Raw genomic sequence first — 22,885 nt, forward strand, 5'->3', positions numbered from 1 at the left:
TTCTTTTCCTAATTACATATTACAATTTAATTTCGATATCTACACCGGACGGCAGGTCCAAGCGCATCAAGGCATCCACAGTTTGTGGAGTCGGGTTAACAATGTCGATCAAACGCTTGTGTGTGCGCATTTCGAACTGCTCCCGGGAATCCTTGTACTTGTGTACCGCACGGAGAATAGTAATGATTTGTTTTTCAGTTGGCAGCGGAATTGGCCCGGATACACCTGCGCCCGAACGTTTAGCTGTTTCAACAATTTTCTCAGCGGATTGATCAAGAATTCTATGATCGTAAGCTTTCAAACGAATACGAATTTTTTGCTTTGCCATTTTAGTCCCTCCTTCTATCGCCCAATTTGGTATCGGACATACTCCGTGAAAATTTTCCGACAGCCCTCCCATGGCAAAGGGGCCGGGTGTGTCAGTAACCTCTCACATCATCGCACAGTCACAAACAACATTAGTTATTATATCGAATAGTTCTGCCTATTGCAAGCAAAAACGAAAAAACAATGCATCTTATTTTCAAGAGATGCAGTTGTGCTCGCAGCTCGCGATTTTCCCCAAGAGAAAAGCCCCCGCACCAGGGCAGGGGCTCGTTTAGCTTCGTTCCAATACAACGTTACTCGTTCCAGTACACTGTTGCTCTATTTAAAGGCTAAAGCCTTCTTATTTGGAGATTGTTGCTACAGCACCAGCGCCAACTGTACGTCCACCTTCACGAATAGAGAACTTAGTTCCTTCTTCGATAGCGATCGGGTTGATCAGTTGAACAGTAACTGTGATGTTATCACCAGGCATTACCATTTCGGAACCTTCTGGCAAAGTAATGATACCAGTTACGTCAGTTGTACGGAAGTAGAACTGTGGACGGTAACCAGTGAAGAAAGGTTTGTGACGTCCGCCTTCTTCTTTAGTCAAAACGTAGATTTGAGCAGAAAATTCTGTATGTGGGTTAACAGAACCTGGTTTAGCCAATACTTGGCCACGCTCGATTTGTGCACGATCTACACCGCGAAGCAGTGCGCCGATGTTGTCACCAGCTTGAGCGGAATCAAGCAATTTACGGAACATTTCTACGCCTGTTACTACGGATTTACGGGATTCTTCTTGAATACCGATGATTTCGATTTCGTCGCCCACTTTAACTGTACCACGCTCTACACGGCCTGTAGCAACTGTACCACGACCAGTGATGGAGAATACGTCCTCGACAGGCATAAGGAAAGGCTTGTCAGTGTCGCGTTCTGGAGTTGGGATGTAAGTGTCGATTGTTTCGAACATTTCAACGATTTTTTTAGCCCAGTCGCCATCTGGGTTTTGCAGTGCTTCACGAGCGGAACCGCGAGTGATTGGAGTGTCGTCGCCTGGGAAGTCATACTCGCTCAGCAAGTCGCGAACTTCCATTTCAACCAATTCCAGCAACTCTTCGTCTTCAACCATGTCGCATTTGTTCAGGAATACAACGATGTAAGGAACACCAACTTGGCGGGACAACAGGATGTGCTCACGAGTTTGCGGCATTGGGCCGTCAGCTGCGGATACAACCAGGATCGCTCCGTCCATTTGTGCAGCGCCAGTGATCATGTTTTTAACATAGTCGGCGTGACCTGGGCAGTCAACGTGTGCATAGTGACGGTTAGGTGTTTCATATTCCACGTGTGCAGTGGAGATTGTGATACCGCGTTCGCGCTCTTCTGGAGCTTTATCGATTTGATCGAATGCTACAGCAGCACCACCGTAAGTTTTGGACAATACAGTTGTGATTGCAGCAGTCAAAGTAGTTTTACCATGATCGACGTGACCAATAGTACCGATATTAACGTGCGGTTTGTTACGTTCAAACTTAGCCTTTGCCATTTGAACAATTCCTCCTCAATAACTTGTTTTATTTTAGGCTGCCGGATGCCTTTTTGGTAAAACCTTAAGCATACCGGTCAGCTGATACATTGTATTACTCGCCGCCTTTGGTTTTGGCAACGATCTCTTCAGCAATGCTCTTCGGTACTTCTTCATAATGAGAGAGTTCCATGGAGAACACGCCGCGTCCTTGTGTACCGGAGCGAAGTGTAGTCGAGTATCCGAACATTTCGGACAAAGGCACCTTCGCACGAATGATTTGAGCTCCACTGCGGGAATCCATACCTTCAATCCGACCACGACGGGAGTTCAACATACCCATTACGTCACCCATATATTCCTCAGGAACCGTTACTTCAACTTTCATAATCGGCTCGAGCAATACTGGTTTACATTTGTCTTTCGCTGCTTTCAGCGCCATTGATCCGGCAATTTTAAATGCCATTTCATTGGAATCGACATCATGGTATGATCCGTCCACGATTGTAGCTTTAACGTCCACAAGCGGGAAGCCTGCGATAACGCCGTTTTTCATTTGTTCCTCAATACCAGCAAGAGCAGGAGCGATGTACTCTCTAGGAACAGAGCCGCCGACTACCTTACTTTCGAATTGACTACCAGTACCTGGCTCGAGTGGTTCGAACTCAACCCATACGTGACCATATTGACCACGACCACCGGACTGACGAACGAATTTACCTTCGACACGTGCTGGAGCACGGAACGTTTCACGGTAAGCAACCTGTGGTTTACCCACATTTGTTTCTACCTTGAACTCACGACGCATACGGTCAATGATGATGTCCAAGTGAAGCTCACCCATACCCGCCAAGATGGTTTGACCTGTTTCTTCGTTAGTATGAGCGCGAAGAGTTGGATCCTCTTCAGTCAACTTACCGAGAGCTACAGACATTTTATCTTGGTCAGCTTTGGTTTTAGGCTCAACCGCGATTTCAATAACCGGATCAGGGAAGTTCATGGACTCGAGAATAACAGGACTCTTCTCATCACACAGTGTATCACCTGTACCTGTATCTTTCAAACCTACGGCAGCCGCAATATCACCAGAGTAAACTACAGTGATTTCTTGACGACTGTTCGCATGCATTTGAAGAATACGTCCGATACGTTCGCGTTTACCTTTTGTTGCATTCAATACGTAAGAACCGGATTGAAGAACACCGGAGTATACGCGGAAGAATGTCAACTTACCAACGTAAGGATCCGTCATGATTTTGAATGCCAATGCGGAGAATGGCTCTTCATCGGAAGAGTGACGTTCAACTTCCGTACCGTCTTCCAAATGCCCTTGAATACTTGGCACATCAATAGGAGCCGGCAAATAGTCGAGAACAGCATCCAACATCAGCTGAACACCTTTATTGCGGTAAGAAGATCCACAGATAACTGGGAAGATTTTAACTTCTACAACACCTTTACGGAGAGCGGCTTTAATTTCGGCAACCGAAATTTCTTCGCCTTCCAGGTATTTCATTGTCAATTCTTCGTCCAGTTCAGCAACCTTCTCGATCAATTCATTACGAAGTTCTTCAACTTGATCTTTGAATTCCGCAGGAACTTCTACTTCTTCGATATCTTGACCAAGATCATCTTTGTACATATGAGCTTTTTGTTCAACGATATCGATAATACCAGTAAAATCATTTTCTGCGCCGATTGGCAATTGAATCGCAACTGCGTTCGCTTGAAGGCGATCACGCATGTCAGAGACAACATTCAGGAAGTCGGCACCAATGATATCCATTTTGTTTACATATGCGATCCGTGGAACGCCGTAGCGATCAGCCTGTCTCCATACGGTTTCGGACTGAGGCTCAACGCCTTCTTTCGCACTGAAAACACCAACTGCTCCGTCCAATACACGAAGGGAACGTTCAACTTCAACAGTGAAGTCAACGTGCCCCGGGGTGTCGATGATATTGACGCGGTGACCTTTCCAGGCAGCGGTCGTCGCAGCGGAAGTAATCGTGATTCCGCGCTCTTGTTCTTGTTCCATCCAGTCCATTGTCGCAGCGCCTTCGTGAACTTCACCGATTTTGTGCGTACGGCCTGTGTAGAACAAGATCCGCTCTGTTGTTGTGGTTTTACCCGCGTCAATATGAGCCATGATCCCGATATTACGTGTATTTTTCAAGGAGAACTCTCTTGCCATGAAATGGGTCTCCCTTCAAAATTGAAGTTATTTTTTTGAGCTGAATCCTACCAACGATAGTGAGCAAACGCTTTGTTCGCTTCAGCCATTTTGTGCGTGTCTTCACGTTTTTTCACGGAAGCGCCTGTGTTGTTGGAAGCATCAATAATTTCAGCCGCCAAACGCTCTTCCATGGTTTTCTCACCGCGGTTGCGGGAGTAGTTTACGAGCCAACGTAATCCCAGGGACGTACGTCTTTCTGGTTTTACCTCGATTGGTACTTGGTAGTTGGCACCGCCGACACGGCGTGCTTTAACTTCCAGGACTGGCATGATATTCTTGATAGCTGCTTCAAAAACTTCCATCGGGTCATTCCCCGTACGTTCTTGGATAAGCTTGAACGCATTGTACAGAATGCTTTGAGCAACGCCTCGTTTTCCGTCGAGCATGATGCGGTTGATCAAGCGGGTAACCAACTTGCTGTTGTATACCGGATCTGGCAACACGTCTCTTTTGGTAACTGGACCTTTGCGTGGCATGGATATCCCCCTTTCTTACATGTTAAACCGACATACGCGGTTTATATTCATTAGGATTTTTTAGCTTTAGGGCGTTTTGCGCCGTATTTGGAACGAGCTTGCATGCGGTTGTTTACGCCTGCAGTATCCAAAGCACCGCGAACGATGTGGTAACGCACACCCGGAAGGTCTTTTACACGACCGCCGCGAATCAGCACTACGCTGTGTTCTTGAAGGTTATGTCCAATACCTGGAATGTAAGCAGTCACCTCTACACGGTTCGTCAAGCGAACACGAGCATATTTACGAAGTGCGGAGTTTGGTTTTTTCGGAGTCATAGTACCTACACGAGTGCACACTCCGCGTTTTTGCGGGGCACTGATGTCGGTAGCTTCACGTTTCAAGGCATTAAAACCTTTTTGCAAAGCCGGTGATTTCGATTTCTCGATTTTGGCTTGACGTCCTTTACGAACCAGTTGGTTAATAGTTGGCATGTTGGTTGCCACCCCCTTCCTCAATTTTTGCTGTTACTTTACAAACCTTATCTAAGCCCACAGACCCAGGCGGTTCATAAAAGAACAAATGAAAAGTCTTTGCCGCCAAGAATAACAATTCCTTAGACAAAAACGTTCCTTACCCTATTGTTTTACGATAGCAGCCATTGCGGCTCCCACTTCAATCCCACATGCAGCTCCGAGATTTTTCATTGTGTCTACGAGAGTCACTTTGACTCCTTGCTTGTTGCACAAAGCAATGATGTTGGAAGTGAGACGCTGATCTGCGTCTTCTGCCACATATACTTCTGAGGCAAAGCCCAATTCTACCATAAGAATGGTTTGTTTGGTACCGATTTTGACATGAGCATCTTGCAGTCCTTGTTCTTTAGACATATCTCATTCCTCCGAAAAGACCCAATAGCATATAGGCTGCTCACGCACCTTTGCTATATTAGCATTGACTATAAGTAATGTCAAGACAATTATAAACTATAATTCATTTAAACAGAATAGTACGATTCATTTTTGAAAAGCACCGGAGCACCGTCTGCTGTAGCTTTTATGCAAAGCTTATGTCTACGGTGTTCCGGCAATCATACTATTTTTATATTACTCGGCCGAAATTGGTTCGAGCTCCTCAGATGGAGACTGCCCCTCTTCCGGTTGGGCAAATTTCACGCTACGGTAACGGTTCATACCTGTTCCCGCAGGAATCAATTTACCAATAATTACGTTCTCTTTCAGTCCAAGCAACTGATCGACCTTGCCTTTAATAGCTGCATCAGTCAGGACACGAGTAGTTTCCTGGAAGGATGCTGCTGACAAGAAGGAGTCAGTTTCCAGAGATGCCTTGGTAATACCGAGCAGTACCGGCTTGGCTACCGCTGGTTCTTGGCCGCTGAGAATCGCTATCTTGTTTGCATTTTCATACTCATGGACATCAACAAAGGAGCCTGGAAGTAAGATCGTGTCGCCCGCATCAATGATACGGATTTTACGCAACATTTGACGAATCATAACTTCTACGTGCTTGTCGTTGATTTCTACGCCCTGGTTCCGGTATACGCGTTGAACTTCCTGAAGGATATAGTTCTGTACCCCGCGAATACCTTTAATACGCAGCATTTCTTTAGGATCAATCGAACCATCCGTCAGTTCGTCCCCAGCTTCAACAGTCATACCTTCGCTTACGCGCAGGCGGGAACCATACGTTACTGAGTATGTTTTCGTTTCGGCTTCACCCTGAATGTCGATCTCACGGCGGTCTTTACCTTCACGAACTTCTTTAACTGTACCGTCAATTTCACTAATAGTTGCCTGACCCTTAGGATTACGTGCTTCAAAAAGCTCCTGGATACGAGGCAAACCTTGTGTAATATCGTCACCCGCTACGCCGCCTGTGTGGAACGTACGCATAGTAAGCTGTGTTCCTGGCTCACCGATGGATTGTGCAGCGATGATACCAACTGCTTCACCAATCTCAACGTGTTTACCAGTAGCCAGATTGCGACCGTAACATTTCTTGCAGACGCCATGTTTAGCACGGCAACTTAGTACAGAACGAATCTGAACTTTGTGTACACCAGCTTTAACAATCGCTTCAGCTTTATCGGAGTCAATCAATTCGTTACGTCTAGCCAAAATCTCGCCAGTCTCAGGATGACGTACTGTTTCAAAGCAATAGCGACCTTCCAGACGGTCATAGAGATCCTCAATTACTTCTTTACCGTCCTGGATACGACTTACTGTGAAGCCTTTATCCGTTCCGCAGTCTTCTTCGCGCACGATAACATCCTGCGCCACATCTACGAGACGACGAGTCAGGTAACCGGAGTCAGCCGTACGAAGGGCTGTATCCGCCAAACCTTTACGCGCTCCGTGAGTAGAGATGAAGTACTCGAGTACTGTCAGACCTTCACGGAAGTTTGATTTGATTGGGAGTTCGATAATACGTCCGGATGGATTGGCCATCAGACCACGCATACCGCCGAGCTGAGTAATCTGTGATTTGTTACCCCGCGCTTTGGAGTCCACCATCATCATGATGGAGTTGTAGCGATCCATGGACTTCATCAATACTTCAGTAATATCATCTTTCGCTTTAGACCAAATATCGATAATCCGGTCATAGCGTTCTTCATTCGTAATCAGACCACGACGGTACTGATTCGTTACAACTTGCGCTTTGTCTTCGGATCCCTTAAGAATCTCTTGTTTTTCCACCGGCACGATTACGTCCGACACAGCAACGGTTACCCCTGCACGAGTGGAATACGTAAAGCCAAGCTGCTTGATTTTATCCAGAATTACAGCTGTTTCTGTTGTATGGTAAGTCTCAAAACAACGTGCAATGATATTACCAAGGTAATCCTTGCCTACCCCGCTAGCTTGCGGAGCGTTTTGAATGGCTTCTGTAAGATTTACACCCTTCTCGTAAACAAAGAACTCCTCCGCAGTACCATAAAGCAGGTTCGCACGGGTAGCATCATTGATGTACGGGAAGCTTGCCGGGAAAATTTCATTAAAGATAATTTTACCAACCGTTGTGATCAACATCGCTTCCTGTTGTTTTTCCGTAAAGCTCGTTTTATTCAAAGCTTTAACCGGAATAGCTACACGAGCATGAAGTCCAGCTGTACCACGTTGGTAAGCCGATATAGCTTCATTCATGTTGCGAAGGATCATATTGCTTCCTTCTTCTTCTTTGTTATCCATAGTCAGATAGAAAGAACCAAGAACCATATCCTGGGAAGGTGTAACAACTGGCTTGCCGTCTTTCGGATTCAAAATGTTGCCGGATGCTAGCATAAGCAAACGAGCTTCAGCTTGGGCTTCCGCAGACAACGGAACGTGAACAGCCATTTGGTCACCGTCAAAGTCGGCATTATATGCAGTACATACGAGCGGATGCAGACGAATCGCACGGCCTTCAACCAAAATCGGTTCGAACGCCTGGATACCGAGTCTATGCAGCGTAGGGGCACGGTTCAGAAGAACTGGATGCTCCTTGATTACTTCTTCCAGCACATCCCATACTTCTGCACTCACACGCTCAACTTTACGCTTCGCGCTCTTGATATTGTGCGCCAAACCTTTGTTCACCAGTTCCTTCATAACAAAAGGTTTGAACAGTTCCAGTGCCATTTCTTTTGGCAAACCGCATTGATACATTTTCAAGTACGGGCCTACAACGATAACGGAACGACCAGAGTAGTCAACACGTTTTCCGAGCAAGTTCTGACGGAAACGTCCTTGTTTACCTTTCAGCATGTGGCTGAGGGATTTTAAAGGACGGTTACCTGGACCTGTAACAGGACGACCACGACGACCATTATCAATCAAGGCGTCAACAGCTTCCTGCAACATCCGTTTTTCATTTTGCACGATAATATCTGGCGCACCTAGATCTAACAACCGTTTCAGACGGTTATTACGGTTAATAACACGACGATACAAGTCGTTAAGGTCAGAGGTAGCGAAACGACCACCATCCAACTGTACCATCGGACGAAGCTCAGGAGGAATAACAGGAAGTACGTCCATGATCATCCAATCCGGTTGGTTGCCCGAGTTACGGAATGCCTCAATAACTTCAAGGCGTTTGATCGCACGGTTACGACGTTGTCCTTGAGCTGTACGCAGCTCTTCTTTCAAGAATTCTAATTCTTTGTCTATATCCAAATCTTGAAGAAGCTTTTTAACCGCTTCAGCACCCATACCTGCCTGGAAGCCATAGCCGTATTTCTCACGGTAGCTACGGTATTCTTTCTCGGACAGGAGTTGCTTTTTCTCCAAAGGCGTATCTCCTGGATCGGTTACAACATAAGATGCGAAGTAAATGATCTCTTCCAGAGATCTTGGAGACATATCAAGAGCAAGACCCATACGACTTGGAATGCCTTTAAAGTACCAAATGTGCGATACAGGAGCAGCCAACTCAATATGGCCCATACGCTCACGGCGAACCTTAGCGCGAGTAACTTCTACTCCACAACGGTCACAGACAACACCTTTATAACGTACACGTTTGTACTTACCGCAATGACATTCCCAGTCTTTCGTAGGTCCGAAAATTTTCTCGCAAAATAGTCCTTCTTTTTCCGGTTTAAGCGTACGATAGTTAATCGTCTCCGGTTTTTTGACTTCTCCGCGGGACCAAGAACGAATCTTTTCGGGGGAAGCAAGCCCGATTTTCATATATTCGAAATTGTTAACGTCCAACAAGGAGCAACCCTCCTTAACCAAATCCTGAGTTTTTAGGTTTGATACCGCCCAGCAGCACCGGGCGGTATCAAGAAACCTGATCCATCCTAGAATGGATCAAGGTATATAACAAAGCTGATATGAGTCAGTCAGCAGTCAAACTACTCTACGCCAACCTCAGAGCCTTCCAGATTCAAACTCAACTTATCGCCGGTTGTGTCATCCTCATCATCAAGCTCTCTCATTTCGATCTCTTGTTCGTCTTCAGACAGAATCTTCACGTCCATACCCAAGCTTTGCAGCTCTTTGATCAAGACCTTAAATGATTCTGGAACACCCGGTTCAGGTACATTTTCACCTTTGACAATGGATTCGTAAGTTTTAACACGTCCAACCACATCATCAGATTTCACAGTCAAAATTTCCTGAAGCGTGTACGCTGCACCGTAGGCTTCCAATGCCCATACTTCCATCTCCCCGAAGCGCTGTCCACCGAATTGAGCTTTACCACCCAATGGTTGTTGCGTAACGAGAGAGTAAGGACCTGTAGAACGAGCATGGATTTTATCATCGACCATGTGCGCCAGTTTGATCATGTGCATGACACCGACAGTAACTTCACGTTCAAAACGATCACCCGTACGTCCGTCATACAACACAGTCTTACCATTACGCTGCATGCCTGCCTCTTCCATTGTATCGAATACGTCATATTCCTTGGCACCATCGAATACTGGAGTTGCCACATGAATACCAAGACGCATTGCAGCCATACCCAGATGGACTTCAAGCACCTGTCCGATGTTCATCCGTGAAGGTACGCCCAGCGGGTTCAGAACGACCTGTACTGGTGTGCCATCCGGCAGGAACGGCATATCTTCTTCAGGCAGAATACGGGCAACTACACCCTTGTTACCGTGACGTCCAGCCATTTTATCGCCTTCGGAGATTTTACGTTTTTGAGCAATATATACACGAACCAACTGATTTACACCTGGTGGCAGTTCATCGCCATTTTCACGTGTAAATACCTTTACATCTACAACAATCCCGTCTGTTCCGTGAGGAACTCTCAAAGAAGTATCGCGAACCTCGCGTGCCTTCTCACCAAAGATTGCGTGTAAGAGACGTTCTTCAGCTGTCAATTCAGTCACACCTTTAGGTGTTACTTTACCAACGAGAATGTCACCTGCGCCAATTTCAGCACCAATACGTATGATTCCACGCTCATCCAAGTTGCGAAGCGCTTCTTCACCGACATTTGGAATGTCGCGAGTGATTTCTTCCGGTCCAAGCTTCGTGTCACGAGCCTCGGATTCGTATTCCTCAATATGGATCGAGGTGTATACATCTTCCTTAACCAGTTTCTCACTCAGCAAGATCGCATCCTCGTAGTTGTAACCTTCCCAAGTCATGAAGGCAACGACAACGTTACGTCCCAACGCCAACTCACCCATCTCTGTAGAAGGACCATCCGCAAGAATATCGCCAACTTTGACAATATCTCCTCTGTTCACAATCGGACGTTGGTTGATGCAAGTTCCTTGGTTAGATCGCATAAATTTGTGTAATTTATACTTAACAATGTCGCCCTTCACCTCAGCGCCATCTACAGTTTCGATACGACGCAACCAAATTTCGTTAGCCGAAGAACGTTCGATAACTCCGTTGTATTTGGATACAACGCAAACACCGGAATCTTTTGCAGACTTGTGCTCCATTCCTGTTCCGACCAATGGAGACTTCGGAATCAGAAGCGGGACAGCCTGACGCTGCATGTTGGAACCCATCAATGCGCGGTTAGAGTCATCATTCTCCAAGAACGGAATCAGTGCAGTCGCGACCGATACGACCTGTTTAGGCGATACGTCCATGTAATCGACACGGCTACTAGCCATCGGAATAATGTTATCAGACTGTTTGTTATAACGGACAATGACAACCTCATCCTTAAAGGTGTTTTCCTCCGTCAATTCCGCATTCGCCTGAGCTACGATGTAGTTATCTTCCTCATCAGCAGTCAGGTAATCAATCTGATCTGTAACTTTTCCGGTTTTCGGATCTACCCAACGATAAGGAGCTTCGATAAATCCGTACTCGTTAATGCGTGCAAAAGTGGACAAAGAGTTGATCAAACCAATGTTTGGTCCCTCTGGTGTCTCGATAGGACACATGCGGCCGTAGTGACTCGGATGGACGTCACGCACTTCCATGCCCGCACGTTCGCGCGTCAAACCGCCGGGTCCGAGTGCGGACAGACGACGTTTGTGCGTTAATTCAGCAAGCGGATTCGTCTGATCCATAAACTGAGACAGCTGCGAGCTACCAAAGAACTCTTTAATCGAAGCAATTACTGGACGTATGTTAATCAATGCCTGTGGCGTAATTACATTAGCATCCTGAATCGACATTCTTTCGCGCACTACGCGTTCCATACGGGATAAACCGATACGGAACTGGTTTTGGAGCAACTCACCTACAGAACGCAAACGACGGTTACCCAAATGGTCAATATCGTCCGTACTTCCGATTCCGTGAAGCAAGTTAATAAAATAACTAATGGAGGAAATAATATCGGCAGGCGTAATATTCTTAACCGATTTATCAATATTTCCGTTAGCAATCAGTTTTACTACTTTACCATCCTCAATTGGTGAGAACACATCGATTGTTTGAAGTGGAATATCATTGCTTTCTAGCACACCACTCGCAACATGATACGTACGATGTCCTACTGATTCCTCCAGTTGGGCCAAAATCTCGTCCAACAGGCGGCGATCTACCATTTGACCGGCTTCAGCGATGATTTCACCAGTTGTTGTATCAATCAAAGTCTCAGCAAGTCGTTGATTGAACAAACGGTTTTTAATGTGAAGCTTTTTATTGATTTTGTAACGGCCTACGTTGGCCAGATCATAACGTTTAGGATCAAAGAAGCGAGCAACTAGCAAGCTCTTTGCGTTATCCAGTGTAGGCGGCTCACCTGGACGAAGACGCTCATAAATTTCAATCAGCGCTTTCTCGGTGGAATCCGTGTTGTCTTTATCGAGTGTGTTGCGGATATATTCGTCATTGCCGAGCAAATCCAGAATCTCAGCATCAGTGCCAAAGCCCAGCGCACGCAGCAACACCGTAACCGGAATTTTACGGGTACGGTCAATCCGGACATAGATAATATCCTTCGCATCCATCTCCAGTTCGAGCCAAGCCCCCCGGTTAGGAATTACCGTTGCGGTGTATGTTGTTTTCGCATTCTTGTCGACTTTTGTGCTGAAATAGACGCTGGGAGAGCGAACCAACTGGCTGACAATAACCCGTTCCGCACCGTTAATAATAAACGTACCCGTTTCAGTCATCAGCGGGAAGTCTCCCATGAATACTTCCTGCTCTTTCACTTCCCCGGTTTCTTTATTAATAAGCCGGACTTTTACCCGAAGCGGTGCTGCATACGTAACGTCGCGTTCCTTTGCGTCGTCAACGGTATATTTGGGTTCTCCGAGAGAATAGTCGATAAACTCCAGAATCAGATTTCCAGTGAAATCCTGAATTGGAGAAATATCCCGAAACATTTCCCTTAATCCTTCCTCCAAAAACCAATCATAGGATTTTTGTTGGATCTCAATCAGGTTCGGAACCTCGAGTACCTCATTAATACGTGCATAACTGCGCCGAGTGCGTCGACCATATTGAACAAGATGTCCTGCCAACTTAAACTCACCCCTCATGTCTACTCACTTTAAAAATACATTGCGAACCTCTGTTTGTGACCTTATAATAAGACACATACAGAAGATTCAATCTTACAAATACAGAAAAGCCCTTACTCGAATGCATTCGAAAAAAGAGCACCGTATCTGCAGAATCCTCTTACCGGAAGATCTTCATCACTTGTAGATTTGCCCAAAATGGTTGTATTATACGTAATAGAGATAAATAGTATACCTACTACGCATAAATCTATTGACATTTCAACAAACTAAAGCCATGGAGGGCATCCTAATACTGACATTTTATAATAATATCACAGACCAGGATTCAAGTCAATGGTCCTATTGCATTTTCTTAAAAACTTTTTTCAGCCTTCAAAATTCGATAACCTTTATCCTTTGTAACTTCCTCTACATGACCGAAAAGGCTCTCTATCTTAGCACTCGCCGAAGGGGCCCCCTGCTTTTTCTGAATGACTACCCACAAAGCTCCACCTTCGTTTAAATGCTCATAAGCAAGCTCAAAAATGGTATGCACTGTTTCTTTTCCTGCACGTATAGGAGGATTCGTCAAGATCACGTCAAAGCGTTCATCCTTCACTTCCGCAAACAAATCGCTTTGCTTAATGGTGACATTCTTAACCCCATTACGTTCCGCATTCTCTATCGCAAGTTGAACGGCTCGTTCATTAATATCAACCATTGTAACGTGTCCCTCTGGGACAAGCGCGGCTGCCGCCAGACCAATCGGGCCGTAACCGCATCCTACATCCAATACCGAGGCTTGTACAGGAAGCTGCATCGCTTCAATCAGCACACGACTCCCGTAATCAATTCCCTGCTTCGAAAAAACGCCTGAATCGCTGGCAAAACGGTATGACCGACCCCGCAGCACTGTTTCCAGGCTCCGTCGTTCATGTGCCGTCTCTGGCCGCTTGGAGTAATAATGATCAGCCATTCATGCCCACCTCTTTCGGTTGTACTACCATCATAGCCTTTACAATAACCTTTCAGACATGCTGGTACTACCGTTTTACAGCAACAAACCCCTTGAAGATCACCTCAAGGGGTTTGTTTTAGTCCATTGTCTGCTAGAAAGCAGTCAATTATTTTACTTCTACAGAAGCGCCTGCTTCTTCCAATTTTGCTTTAATGGATTCAGCTTCTTCTTTAGCGATTTTTTCTTTCAGTGGTTTTGGAGCGTTGTCAACCAGTTCTTTTGCTTCTTTCAGGCCAAGACCTGTGATTTCGCGAACTGCTTTGATAACGTTGATTTTGGAAGCGCCAGCGCTTGTCAAGATTACGTCGAACTCGGATTGCTCAGCTTCAGCTGCGCCACCTGCTGCGCCACCTGCTACAGCTACTGGAGCTGCTGCAGTTACGCCGAATTCTTCTTCGATTGCTTTCACGAGATCGTTCAGTTCCAATACGGACATACCTTTAATTGCTTCCAAGATTTGCTCTTTACTCATGGTTGAACCTCCATTTAAATTCGTATTTTTTTGTTCTCAACTGCTATACAGCAGGTTTAATCCCTAACTTATGCGCTTTGCTCTTCTTTTTCTGCAACAGCTTTAACTGCAAGCGCGAAGTTGCGCACAGGAGCTTGAAGCACGCTGAGGAGCATGGAAAGGAGACCTTCGCGGGATGGCAGTTCTGCCAGTGCTTTGATTTCCTCAACACCGATAACGCGACCTTCTACAACTGCACCTTTCAGTTCCAGTGCATTGTTCTTCTTAGCGAAATCGTTCAAGATTTTAGCTGCAGACACTGCATCATCTTTGCCGAACGCGATTGCAGTAGGACCTGTCAATACTGCGTCCAGTTCAGTCAATTCTGCTGCCGCAGTTGCACGGCGGAGCAGTGTGTTTTTCAGCACTTGAAATTCGATTCCGGCTTCGCGAAGCTGCTTACGCAGCTCAGTTACTTGGGCAACATTCAGACCGCGATAGTCTGCAACCACAGTCGTTACGCTCTCGCGCAATTTTGCAGCTACAACTTCAACAGCTTCTTGTTTTGCTTGAATCACCTTTGCATTTGCCAAACTGTACACCTCCTGATCAATTTATCCGCTTTGTTCAAAGCACCCAATCTGGTGATCTTACAAAGCTTGCTTTCATAAGCATGAAAAAAGCCTCCGTAGAGTACGAAGGCTTGATAAATCTACATGGACGGGACAAGCCCGTCACATGAAACGTTCTATCATAACACCTCGGTAGGAAATTAAGCCCAAAAGCACCTACTGTCTACGGTAAGCATATTCAACTTTAATGGTCAGTCACAAGGACTCACAACTTTTATAGAATAACAAATTTGATTGAACATGTCAATCAAAATATTATCTGTAAACAGATGCGTTCACACGTGCACTTGGTCCCATAGTCGAAGAAATAGCGATGTTTTTCAGGTATACACCTTTAGCAGCCGCTGGCTTCGCACGGTTCAAGGCTTCAACCAAGGCTTTAAGATTCTCGTTCAGCTGTTCAGCACTGAAGGAAGCTTTGCCGATTGGCGCGTGAATTTGACCGGCTTTGTCGAGACGGTATTCGATTTTACCGGCTTTAATTTCTTGAACAGCCTTGGCAACGTCGAAAGTAACTGTGCCTGCTTTAGGGTTAGGCATCAAACCTTTACCACCGAGCAAACGACCCAGTTTACCAACCTCGCTCATCATATCAGGTGTCGCAACGCAGACGTCGAATTCGAACCAGCCTTGTTGGATTTTGTTGATCATATCTTGATCGCCAACAAAATCAGCGCCAGCCGCTTCCGCTTCTTTCACTTTGTCACCTTTTGCAAATACCAGAACGCGTTGTGTTTTACCCGTACCATGCGGCAGGACAACAACACCACGAACAGCCTGGTCTTGTTTACGGGAATCTACGCCCAGACGAACTGCTGCTTCAACGGTTTCGTCGAATTTAGCAGTCGCAGCCTTTTTCACCAGTTCAACGGCTTCTAAAGGCTCGTAAGTTACTTCGCTGTCAATCAGCTTAGCAGCTTCCAGGTACTTCTTACCATGTTTAGCCATAATGTTTTCCTCCTTATGTGGTATTAGCGGATATTCCTCCCACACTTGCCGGACAGTCAAACTGCCGGCACACGTAGATTAATAAAATTAATCTACGATGGTGATACCCATGCTGCGAGCAGTACCTTCAACCATACGCATTGCCGATTCTACGGAAGCTGCGTTAAGGTCAGGCATTTTTTGCTCTGCAATTTGACGAACAGCAGCGCGATTTACAGTTGCAACTTTCGTTTTATTCGGTTCACCGGAACCTTTTTCGATTTTAGCAGCAACTTTCAACAGAACAGCAGCCGGTGGAGTTTTGGTGATGAACGTAAAAGAACGATCCTCAAACACCGAAATTTCAACCGGAATAATCAGGCCTGCTTGATCAGCAGTACGAGCATTGAACTCTTTACAGAATGCCATGATGTTGACACCTGCTTGACCCAAAGCTGGACCTACTGGAGGCGCTGGATTAGCTTTCCCTGCAGGAATCTGCAGTTTTACCATTTTAATTACCTTTTTTGCCATGGATGACACCTCCTTGACTCAATAGTGGTAGACGGACCTATCGATCCTCCCACAAGAAACCTGTAAGAAAAATCTATATTTTCTCCACTTGAGTATAATCCAACTCAAGCGGGGTTTCCCGTCCAAACATGTTGACGTGAACTTTAAGCTTGCTCTTCTCAACCAAAATTTCTTCCACGGAGCCCACAAAATTCGCAAAAGGACCAACTTTAATTCGCACGGATTCCTTAACATCGAATTCAATCTTCGGTTTCGGCTCTACCATGCCCATATGCTTCAGAATCTGTTCAACTTCTTCTGGAAGCAATGGCGTCGGTTTGGAACCCGAGCCTGTCGACCCTACAAATCCCGTAACACCTGGTGTATTGCGCACAACATACCAAGAGTCGTCGGTTTGGACCATTTCGACTAAGACATAACCAGGGTAGACTTTACGCATAACGGTTTTTTTCTTACCGTCCTTGGTTACCAGTTCTTCTTCCATAGGAACAAGAACACGGAATATCTTGTCTTCCATGCCCATGGACTCAACGCGTTTTTCCAAATTGGCTTTGACTTTGTTCTCATACCCTGAATAGGTATGAACGACGTACCATCTTTTTTCCATATCAAGCCACCTGGAACCCTTCCTAGATAATCGCTTCGATCACAGCGGAAATGCCGATATCGAGAACCCAAAAATAAATCGTGACGAACGCAATTGTCCCTATGACAATCAACGTATAGTTGGTCAGTTCTTTACGATTGGGCCAGCGAACCTTCTTGAGTTCAGCCCAGCTTTCAGAGAAAAAGGAAAACAGAGACTTGAAACTGCGTTTCACGCCGACTACACCTCCAAAAACTATCTGGTTTCCCGATGAGAAGTCTGTTCGTTACAGGACTTACAGAATTTCTTCATCTCCATGCGGTCGGGGTGATTACGCTTGTTTTTCGTCGTTGTGTAATTTCTTTGTTTGCATGTTGTACAAGCCAAAGTAATAATTACCCGCATGATGTGCACCTCCCGAAGACATCCAACACCGGAAGTCTCATAATTGATCCTAAAAAAAACCGCGAATTTAGGCCTACCTAAAACACTTTATCACACGGGGTTTTCCATGTCAACGAATGTTTGCATACAATTCGCAGTCCCGGCTGTGGTGCATTTTAACATCTGTGCATCCTTTAAAACTGTTCTCTGAAAAGCTGCTTCAAAAATCAAGGCGATATCTATTATTCATCTTTTTTAGTATAAATCATTTGTAACACTTATAAACCTGCATAGCCTACCTATAACGAATAAAAAAAGACTCGGACTCGAGCCTTTTCCCTGTCAGCCTCTACTTTCAACTATCTCTTACTTCCAGATACTTTTCAAGTTTACGCTTGACCCGTTGCAGCGCGTTATCAATGGATTTCACATGGCGGTCAAGATCCTCTGCAATCTCCTGATACGAACGTCCGTCCAGATACAACATAAGTACCTTGCGTTCCAGCTCGCTCAGAATCTCGGACATCTTGTCCTCAAGGCCCACAAACTCTTCCTGATTGATTATCAGCTCTTCAGGGTCACTTACTTGTGTTCCGCAAATCACATCGAGCAACGTGCGGTCTGACTCTTCATCATATATGGGTTTGTCCAGAGATACGTAAGAGTTCAGAGGAATGTGCTTTTGTCGTGTAGCCGTCTTAATTGCCGTAATAATCTGTCGTGTAATGCACAACTCGGCGAAAGCCTTGAACGAAGCAAGCTTGTCTCCCTTAAAATCACGAATGGATTTGTAGAGACCAATCATGCCCTCCTGAATAATATCCTCGCGATCAGCGCCAATCAGGAAGTAGGATCTGGCCTTGGCCCGCACAAAGTTCCGGTATTTATTAATCAGAAACTCCAGCGCTTCCCCATCACCTTCATGGACTGCTCCGACAATGTCTTCATCATTTTTGTAATCAAACTTTGACAACATGATATCCTTGAGGTCCACACTCACTAACAATCCCTCCGGCTGCAACGCAAGGTACCCGTTACTCTCTCAAATATACGACAAGTATACGCGATGTAACCTGATACCGTCAACCACAACAACCTAAAAAAGAAGAGCGCTAACAAAATTGTCAATGGTTTCAAAATGGAGTAGTCCCCAATTATTGGTTTATTCTCTTCTCCATCGTTCAAACAACTTTCGAAGCTCCGGACTCAGTTTGGCATCTAGCGGGTTACGGGACAATTTGGCACTATCCTGCTGGATTCGCTTCTGTACTTCCCTTTCGGATTCCTCAATCTCGATCAGTAATTCCCGCGCCGACACCCTGAGTGCACCTTGTCCAAATGCGACATGTTGCTCTACCTGATCGCTTGTCGCTACGTAAATACTTCTTCTTTTACTGCTCAGCTCCCGAACCAATCGCTCGATACACTCATCAGCAGTTTCTTTTTCTCTGGTAAAATAAATCTGGACTTTGCTCTGAGCAAAAGTTTTACCTAATCCTGGCACCCTGTAAGCATCAAATACGACGATGACTCTTCTGCCGGAATACGCCTGATGATCCGCCAGTCGTTCAAGAAGTCTGTCCCTCGCTTCCTGCATACCAGATTGTACCAGTGCGGAAAGTTCGGGCCAGGCTCCAATCATGTTGTAACCGTCCACAAGCAGAACATCCCGCGTGTCAGCCATATCGTTAGCCCCGTGCCTGTCGTCCGCGCAATACTTCGTACATGACAACACCCGCAGCTACAGAAGCATTAAGGGAATTAATTTGCCCCGCCATTGGCAGCTTGACGAGTACATCGCATTTTTCACGGATCAAACGGCCCATTCCTTTATTTTCGTTACCAATGACAATAGCTACTGGCCCCGTGAATACTCCATTCCCAAAGACAGGATCTGTCGCTGTAACATCCGTGCCAACTACCCATACACCTTCTTCTTTAAGACGATCAATGGTTTGTCCCAGATTGTTTACACGCGCCACCGGGACGTACTCCACAGCACCTGCCGATGTTTTGGACACTGTTACAGTTACAGCTGCAGAGCGCCTTTTCGGCACAATAACACCATGTGCTCCAGTACAGTCCGCTGTACGAAGGATGGAGCCCAAATTATGAGGATCTTCAATCTCATCCAGCAAAATTAAAAACGGCTCTTCTCCCTTATCACGAGCAGTGGCGAGCAATTCTTCCACTTCAACATAGGCAAAAGGCGCAGCTTGCGCGACCACTCCCTGATGCTGAATGCCCGGAACCATTTGATCCAGCTTACGCTTGTCCACCTGCAAGACAATAATTCCTGCTTTTTTGGCCTCAGCTGTAATCGGCAGCGTCAAATGTTTTTGTGCATTATCCGCAATCCATATTTTATTTATCGTTCTGCCTGAACGCAATGCCTCCGTTACCGAATGCTTACCGGCAATCCATTCTTCTTCCATCTCTAGCTTCCTCCCGGGACACGGCCGATGCTTGTTCCATCCAGTCCGTTCCCATTTATGATTTTTCTGTATTTTCCATCTGTGCAATTCCGTACGTAATCAACTCTCTTAATCTGTCCAAATGTCCATCACAATAAAGAGATCCAATTAACCCTTCCAGTGCAGTGGCATGACGATACTCAAGCATATCAGCATTTTTAGGCAAACTTCCTGATTTAGCATTTCTTCCTTGTCGGACAATATCGCGTTCTTCTTCCGTCAGTACCTTTTCCAATAGCCCCAACATGCGACTCTGCGCCTTGGCGGAGACTAGCCCTGTGGCTCGGCGGTGCAGATGATTTGGACGCAGGTTGGGTTGTGCCAACAAATATTGCCGGACAGCTACCTCATACACTGCATCACCAATATAAGCTAGTGCAATGGGAGGCATCAAACGAGCTGGCTTGGACGCAGGGTACGGGAACCAGTTCCCCGTACCTGCCGATGCTCCTGAGTTCAGTGGTTTATCACTCATTTTCGCCGCCACCGCATACCCTGCGCCGTATCTTCAAGCACAATACCTTTTGCAGCCAACAGATCGCGAATTTCGTCAGCTCTACCCCAGTTTTTGGTCTTACGAGCTTCGACACGTTCTGCAATTAACTGCTCAATTTCGTCATCCAGCAACTCTTCACTCGGTTCCGAATAAATGCGAAGAACGTTATTCATCGATTGAAAGGTATGCAATACAGCTTGTAGTTCCGCCTGATGTACGACATCTCGCTGCAACAAATGGTTTGCTTCGCTAACCCAATCAAATACAGCAGTAATCGCATCAGGTGTATTGAAATCATCATTCATTTTTTCGCCAAACTGCTGCAAAATTCCGTCGAGCTTCGTTTGCAGTTCCGTCGATACTCCCCCATTACCTTCCAGCGCATTAGCTAAACGATGCTTCACATTGGCAACTGCATTGGCGATCCGCTCGACACTGTTCTCTGCCTGACTCATAGTCTCTTGGTTGTAGTTCAAAGGATTCCGATAATGCGTCGACAACATAAAATAACGTAAAGCCTCCGGCTTGTGATGAGCGCGCAAATCTTTAACCAAAATACCATTACCGAGTGATTTCGACATTTTTTCATTATCTATGCGAATATAGCCGTTATGCATCCAGTAGCGAGATAATGGCTTACCCGTGATCACTTCGGATTGTGCGCATTCACATTCATGATGCGGAAATTGCAGATCCTGTCCGCCCCCATGAATATCCAGTGTATCCCCCAAATAATGGCGAGCCATAGCAGAGCATTCGATATGCCAGCCTGGTCGTCCATCTCCCCAAGGGCTCGACCAATAAATTTCGCCCGGTTTCGCTGCCTTCCAGAGTACAAAGTCCTCAGCATTTTCCTTGCGCTCATCCACATTGATGCGAATACCGAACTGAAGCTCTTCCAGATTTTGACCTGACAGTTGTCCGTAATCTTTGAACTTTTTGGTTCGATAGAACACATCGCCATCATTCTCATAGGCATAGTCCTTGTCTACCAATTCCTTAATAAAATCAATAATCAGGTCCATGCTCTCTGTTACACGAGGGTTCATACTGGCAGCAGGAACATTCAATCCTGCCAGATCCTCATGGTAGGCAGCAATAAATTTCTCAGCAACTGCCGAAACATCCATATCAAGTTCCCGAGCTTTGCGGATTAATTTATCATCGACATCCGTAAAATTCACCACATAGTTTACATCATAGCCCAAGTACTCCAGGTAGCTGCGCACCACGTCAAATACAATTACAGGTCGTGCATTGCCAATATGAATGTAATCATACACGGTAGGTCCGCATACATACATTTTAACCTTTCCAGGCTCCAGTGGCACAAAAGGCTCCCGACTCCTCGTCATTGTATTATAAATTTGAAGCGGCATTGTTATGTTCCTCCCTCATGAAAATCATTTTTCTAATTTATTCTCTTGGGTCACCTGATGTTTCTGAGCAGATGCCCCATCCTTCAAATCAGACATTTCTGCACGCAAACGTTCTATTTCCCGTTGAAGTTCTCGCATAGAGTCCACAACCGGATCAGGCAATTGATGACTAAGTCGGTCTGGACGCCTACCATCCTGTCTGACAACTCGCCCCGGGATGCCCACCACCGTACTGTTTGGTGGAACTTCTTTGAGCACAACCGAGTTAGAGCCAATGTTGGATTGTGCCCCAATCGTGAAAGAGCCTAATATCTTTGCACCCGAGCCGATAACAACATTATTCCCAATGGTCGGATGGCGCTTCCCTTTCTCTTTCCCAGTCCCGCCGAGTGTGACCCCCTGATACAATATGACATCGTCGCCAATCTCACAGGTTTCACCGATGACAACTCCCATGCCATGATCAATGAACAGCCGATTTCCGATACGAGCGCCAGGATGAATTTCAATGCCTGTCATAAACCTTGATACCTGGGATATAACACGGGCTAGAGTACACCAGTTTCGCAAATAAAACCAATGTGCGATTCGATGTGCCCAAAGGGCATGAACGCCGGAATACGTAAAAATGACCTCCAGCTTACTCCGGGCGGCCGGATCATTATCCAAAACAGTCTGAATGTCGGATTTGAAATGTCTGAACATGTCGCCCTCCTTTTCCCTTCATATCCTTGCCGCATCATCACAACACTTCACGTTCCGCCAATTTTCGCATCCACCAGCACTCTTCGACATTTTTCAATCTATAACGAGTCTGAGTCTGATAAAAAAGAAAAAGCGTCTCCGCAGCCTAAGCTGCAGAGACGCATGAACGTGGTCCCACTCTGCTTCGAACATATCTGCTGCATAAAAAGCAGACAGTCCGTCTTTGGCGTCCTGTAACGGGAACGACTCGGCACGCCCTTGTCACATCAGCATTTGACGCTAATGAAAGTTCGGGCGCACGGCTCCCAGGCGCATTTCCTCCGCAGGTCATCTGGACGGCTCTCAGCCTGGAGTTTCCCCTCGACCGTCCTCTCTGGCAGAT

22 protein-coding genes and 1 other annotated feature are annotated in these 22,885 nt (G+C 46.0%); all 22 genes read right to left on the minus strand.

All coding sequences use genetic code 11. The features are described 5' to 3' along the window. Positions 1-19: 19 nt before the first annotated feature. Positions 20-328: a 30S ribosomal protein S10 gene (gene rpsJ / locus WA407_RS23910; RefSeq protein WP_005544556.1), complete on the minus strand. Its 309-nt coding sequence runs from the start codon at positions 326-328 to the stop codon at positions 20-22. A 339-nt stretch (positions 329-667) separates the two neighbouring features. Further along, positions 668-1,858: an elongation factor Tu gene (gene tuf / locus WA407_RS23915; RefSeq protein ID WP_023990558.1), complete on the minus strand. Its 1,191-nt coding sequence runs from the start codon at positions 1,856-1,858 to the stop codon at positions 668-670. A 94-nt stretch (positions 1,859-1,952) separates the two neighbouring features. Continuing rightward, entirely contained in the window at positions 1,953-4,031 is a 2,079-nt protein-coding gene (gene fusA / locus WA407_RS23920) for an elongation factor G (protein ID WP_029514491.1), read from the minus strand. A gap of 47 nt (positions 4,032-4,078) precedes the next feature. Next, entirely contained in the window at positions 4,079-4,549 is a 471-nt protein-coding gene (rpsG, locus tag WA407_RS23925; protein ID WP_007432586.1) for a 30S ribosomal protein S7, read from the minus strand. A 50-nt stretch (positions 4,550-4,599) separates the two neighbouring features. Next, positions 4,600-5,022, minus strand: a complete 423-nt coding sequence (gene rpsL, locus WA407_RS23930) for a 30S ribosomal protein S12 (protein WP_007432587.1) — start codon at positions 5,020-5,022, stop codon at positions 4,600-4,602. A gap of 144 nt (positions 5,023-5,166) precedes the next feature. Beyond that, a complete protein-coding gene (locus WA407_RS23935) occupies positions 5,167-5,418 on the minus strand; it encodes a ribosomal L7Ae/L30e/S12e/Gadd45 family protein (protein ID WP_336078566.1) in 252 nt (83 codons plus the stop codon). 216 nt (positions 5,419-5,634) lie between these two features. Further along, entirely contained in the window at positions 5,635-9,249 is a 3,615-nt protein-coding gene (rpoC, locus tag WA407_RS23940; protein ID WP_029514492.1) for a DNA-directed RNA polymerase subunit beta', read from the minus strand. 140 nt (positions 9,250-9,389) lie between these two features. Next, positions 9,390-12,935 (minus strand): DNA-directed RNA polymerase subunit beta, encoded by a 3,546-nt coding sequence (gene rpoB, locus WA407_RS23945; protein WP_061831396.1) that lies wholly within the window; start codon positions 12,933-12,935, stop codon positions 9,390-9,392. A 355-nt stretch (positions 12,936-13,290) separates the two neighbouring features. Continuing rightward, positions 13,291-13,893, minus strand: a complete 603-nt coding sequence (locus WA407_RS23950) for a class I SAM-dependent methyltransferase (RefSeq protein WP_336078567.1) — start codon at positions 13,891-13,893, stop codon at positions 13,291-13,293. A 148-nt stretch (positions 13,894-14,041) separates the two neighbouring features. Further along, positions 14,042-14,407, minus strand: coding sequence for a 50S ribosomal protein L7/L12 (rplL, locus tag WA407_RS23955; protein WP_010348819.1), 366 nt, complete (start codon positions 14,405-14,407; stop codon positions 14,042-14,044). A gap of 68 nt (positions 14,408-14,475) precedes the next feature. Further along, the gene (gene rplJ, locus WA407_RS23960) at positions 14,476-14,979 is read right to left on the minus strand and encodes a 50S ribosomal protein L10 (protein ID WP_013312168.1); all 504 of its coding nucleotides are present in this window, start codon (positions 14,977-14,979) and stop codon (positions 14,476-14,478) included. A 74-nt stretch (positions 14,980-15,053) separates the two neighbouring features. Further along, positions 15,054-15,205: a sequence feature (ribosomal protein L10 leader region), on the minus strand. A 68-nt stretch (positions 15,206-15,273) separates the two neighbouring features. Beyond that, positions 15,274-15,966: a 50S ribosomal protein L1 gene (rplA, locus tag WA407_RS23965; RefSeq protein ID WP_235306428.1), complete on the minus strand. Its 693-nt coding sequence runs from the start codon at positions 15,964-15,966 to the stop codon at positions 15,274-15,276. Positions 15,967-16,053: 87 nt separating this feature from the next. After that, positions 16,054-16,479, minus strand: coding sequence for a 50S ribosomal protein L11 (rplK, locus tag WA407_RS23970; RefSeq protein WP_007432595.1), 426 nt, complete (start codon positions 16,477-16,479; stop codon positions 16,054-16,056). 73 nt (positions 16,480-16,552) lie between these two features. Continuing rightward, positions 16,553-17,086 (minus strand): transcription termination/antitermination protein NusG, encoded by a 534-nt coding sequence (gene nusG, locus WA407_RS23975; protein ID WP_007432596.1) that lies wholly within the window; start codon positions 17,084-17,086, stop codon positions 16,553-16,555. Between the two features lie 22 nt (positions 17,087-17,108). Next, entirely contained in the window at positions 17,109-17,300 is a 192-nt protein-coding gene (gene secE / locus WA407_RS23980; RefSeq protein WP_013312170.1) for a preprotein translocase subunit SecE, read from the minus strand. 20 nt (positions 17,301-17,320) lie between these two features. Further along, positions 17,321-17,470 carry a 50S ribosomal protein L33 gene (gene rpmG / locus WA407_RS23985; RefSeq protein ID WP_023990562.1) on the minus strand — a complete coding sequence of 50 codons (150 nt, stop codon included), beginning with the start codon at positions 17,468-17,470 and terminating at the stop codon, positions 17,321-17,323. A gap of 334 nt (positions 17,471-17,804) precedes the next feature. After that, positions 17,805-18,449, minus strand: coding sequence for an RNA polymerase sporulation sigma factor SigH (sigH, locus tag WA407_RS23990; RefSeq protein ID WP_016324748.1), 645 nt, complete (start codon positions 18,447-18,449; stop codon positions 17,805-17,807). Positions 18,450-18,611: 162 nt separating this feature from the next. Then, entirely contained in the window at positions 18,612-19,133 is a 522-nt protein-coding gene (locus tag WA407_RS23995; protein WP_235306429.1) for an NYN domain-containing protein, read from the minus strand. Positions 19,134-19,137: 4 nt separating this feature from the next. Next, positions 19,138-19,884 carry a 23S rRNA (guanosine(2251)-2'-O)-methyltransferase RlmB gene (gene rlmB, locus WA407_RS24000; protein ID WP_013312173.1) on the minus strand — a complete coding sequence of 249 codons (747 nt, stop codon included), beginning with the start codon at positions 19,882-19,884 and terminating at the stop codon, positions 19,138-19,140. A gap of 55 nt (positions 19,885-19,939) precedes the next feature. Further along, complete coding sequence (locus tag WA407_RS24005) at positions 19,940-20,398, minus strand: Mini-ribonuclease 3 (RefSeq protein ID WP_336078568.1); 459 nt, start codon at positions 20,396-20,398, stop codon at positions 19,940-19,942. Beyond that, entirely contained in the window at positions 20,395-21,798 is a 1,404-nt protein-coding gene (cysS, locus tag WA407_RS24010; RefSeq protein WP_235306430.1) for a cysteine--tRNA ligase, read from the minus strand. Before cysS ends, WA407_RS24005 begins: the two co-directional genes overlap by 4 nt. A 24-nt stretch (positions 21,799-21,822) precedes the next feature. Further along, positions 21,823-22,503: a serine O-acetyltransferase gene (cysE, locus tag WA407_RS24015; RefSeq protein ID WP_061831391.1), complete on the minus strand. Its 681-nt coding sequence runs from the start codon at positions 22,501-22,503 to the stop codon at positions 21,823-21,825. Positions 22,504-22,885 lie beyond the last annotated feature (382 nt).

This window comes from Paenibacillus sp. 203 (genome assembly GCF_037027525.1).
Taxonomy (GTDB): Bacteria; Bacillota; Bacilli; order Paenibacillales; family Paenibacillaceae; genus Paenibacillus; species Paenibacillus polymyxa_B.

Bases quoted from the DNA above. Each gene is read 5' to 3' on its own strand.
- nusG (WP_007432596.1), bottom strand. From the start codon at position 17,086: ATGGAAAAAAGATGGTACGTCGTTCATACCTATTCAGGGTATGAGAAC.
- rplK (WP_007432595.1), bottom strand. From the start codon at position 16,479: ATGGCAAAAAAGGTAATTAAAATGGTAAAACTGCAGATTCCTGCAGGG.
- rlmB (WP_013312173.1), bottom strand. From the start codon at position 19,884: ATGGAAGAAGAATGGATTGCCGGTAAGCATTCGGTAACGGAGGCATTG.
- WA407_RS23950 (WP_336078567.1), bottom strand. From the start codon at position 13,893: ATGGCTGATCATTATTACTCCAAGCGGCCAGAGACGGCACATGAACGA.
- WA407_RS23995 (WP_235306429.1), bottom strand. From the start codon at position 19,133: ATGGCTGACACGCGGGATGTTCTGCTTGTGGACGGTTACAACATGATT.
- tuf (WP_023990558.1), bottom strand. From the start codon at position 1,858: ATGGCAAAGGCTAAGTTTGAACGTAACAAACCGCACGTTAATATCGGT.
- rpmG (WP_023990562.1), bottom strand. From the start codon at position 17,470: ATGCGGGTAATTATTACTTTGGCTTGTACAACATGCAAACAAAGAAAT.
- WA407_RS24005 (WP_336078568.1), bottom strand. From the start codon at position 20,398: ATGAGTGATAAACCACTGAACTCAGGAGCATCGGCAGGTACGGGGAAC.
- rplL (WP_010348819.1), bottom strand. From the start codon at position 14,407: ATGAGTAAAGAGCAAATCTTGGAAGCAATTAAAGGTATGTCCGTATTG.
- WA407_RS23935 (WP_336078566.1), bottom strand. From the start codon at position 5,418: ATGTCTAAAGAACAAGGACTGCAAGATGCTCATGTCAAAATCGGTACC.
- rpsG (WP_007432586.1), bottom strand. From the start codon at position 4,549: ATGCCACGCAAAGGTCCAGTTACCAAAAGAGACGTGTTGCCAGATCCG.
- cysS (WP_235306430.1), bottom strand. From the start codon at position 21,798: ATGCCGCTTCAAATTTATAATACAATGACGAGGAGTCGGGAGCCTTTT.
- rpsL (WP_007432587.1), bottom strand. From the start codon at position 5,022: ATGCCAACTATTAACCAACTGGTTCGTAAAGGACGTCAAGCCAAAATC.
- rplA (WP_235306428.1), bottom strand. From the start codon at position 15,966: ATGGCTAAACATGGTAAGAAGTACCTGGAAGCTGCTAAGCTGATTGAC.
- fusA (WP_029514491.1), bottom strand. From the start codon at position 4,031: ATGGCAAGAGAGTTCTCCTTGAAAAATACACGTAATATCGGGATCATG.
- rpsJ (WP_005544556.1), bottom strand. From the start codon at position 328: ATGGCAAAGCAAAAAATTCGTATTCGTTTGAAAGCTTACGATCATAGA.
- cysE (WP_061831391.1), bottom strand. From the start codon at position 22,503: ATGTTCAGACATTTCAAATCCGACATTCAGACTGTTTTGGATAATGAT.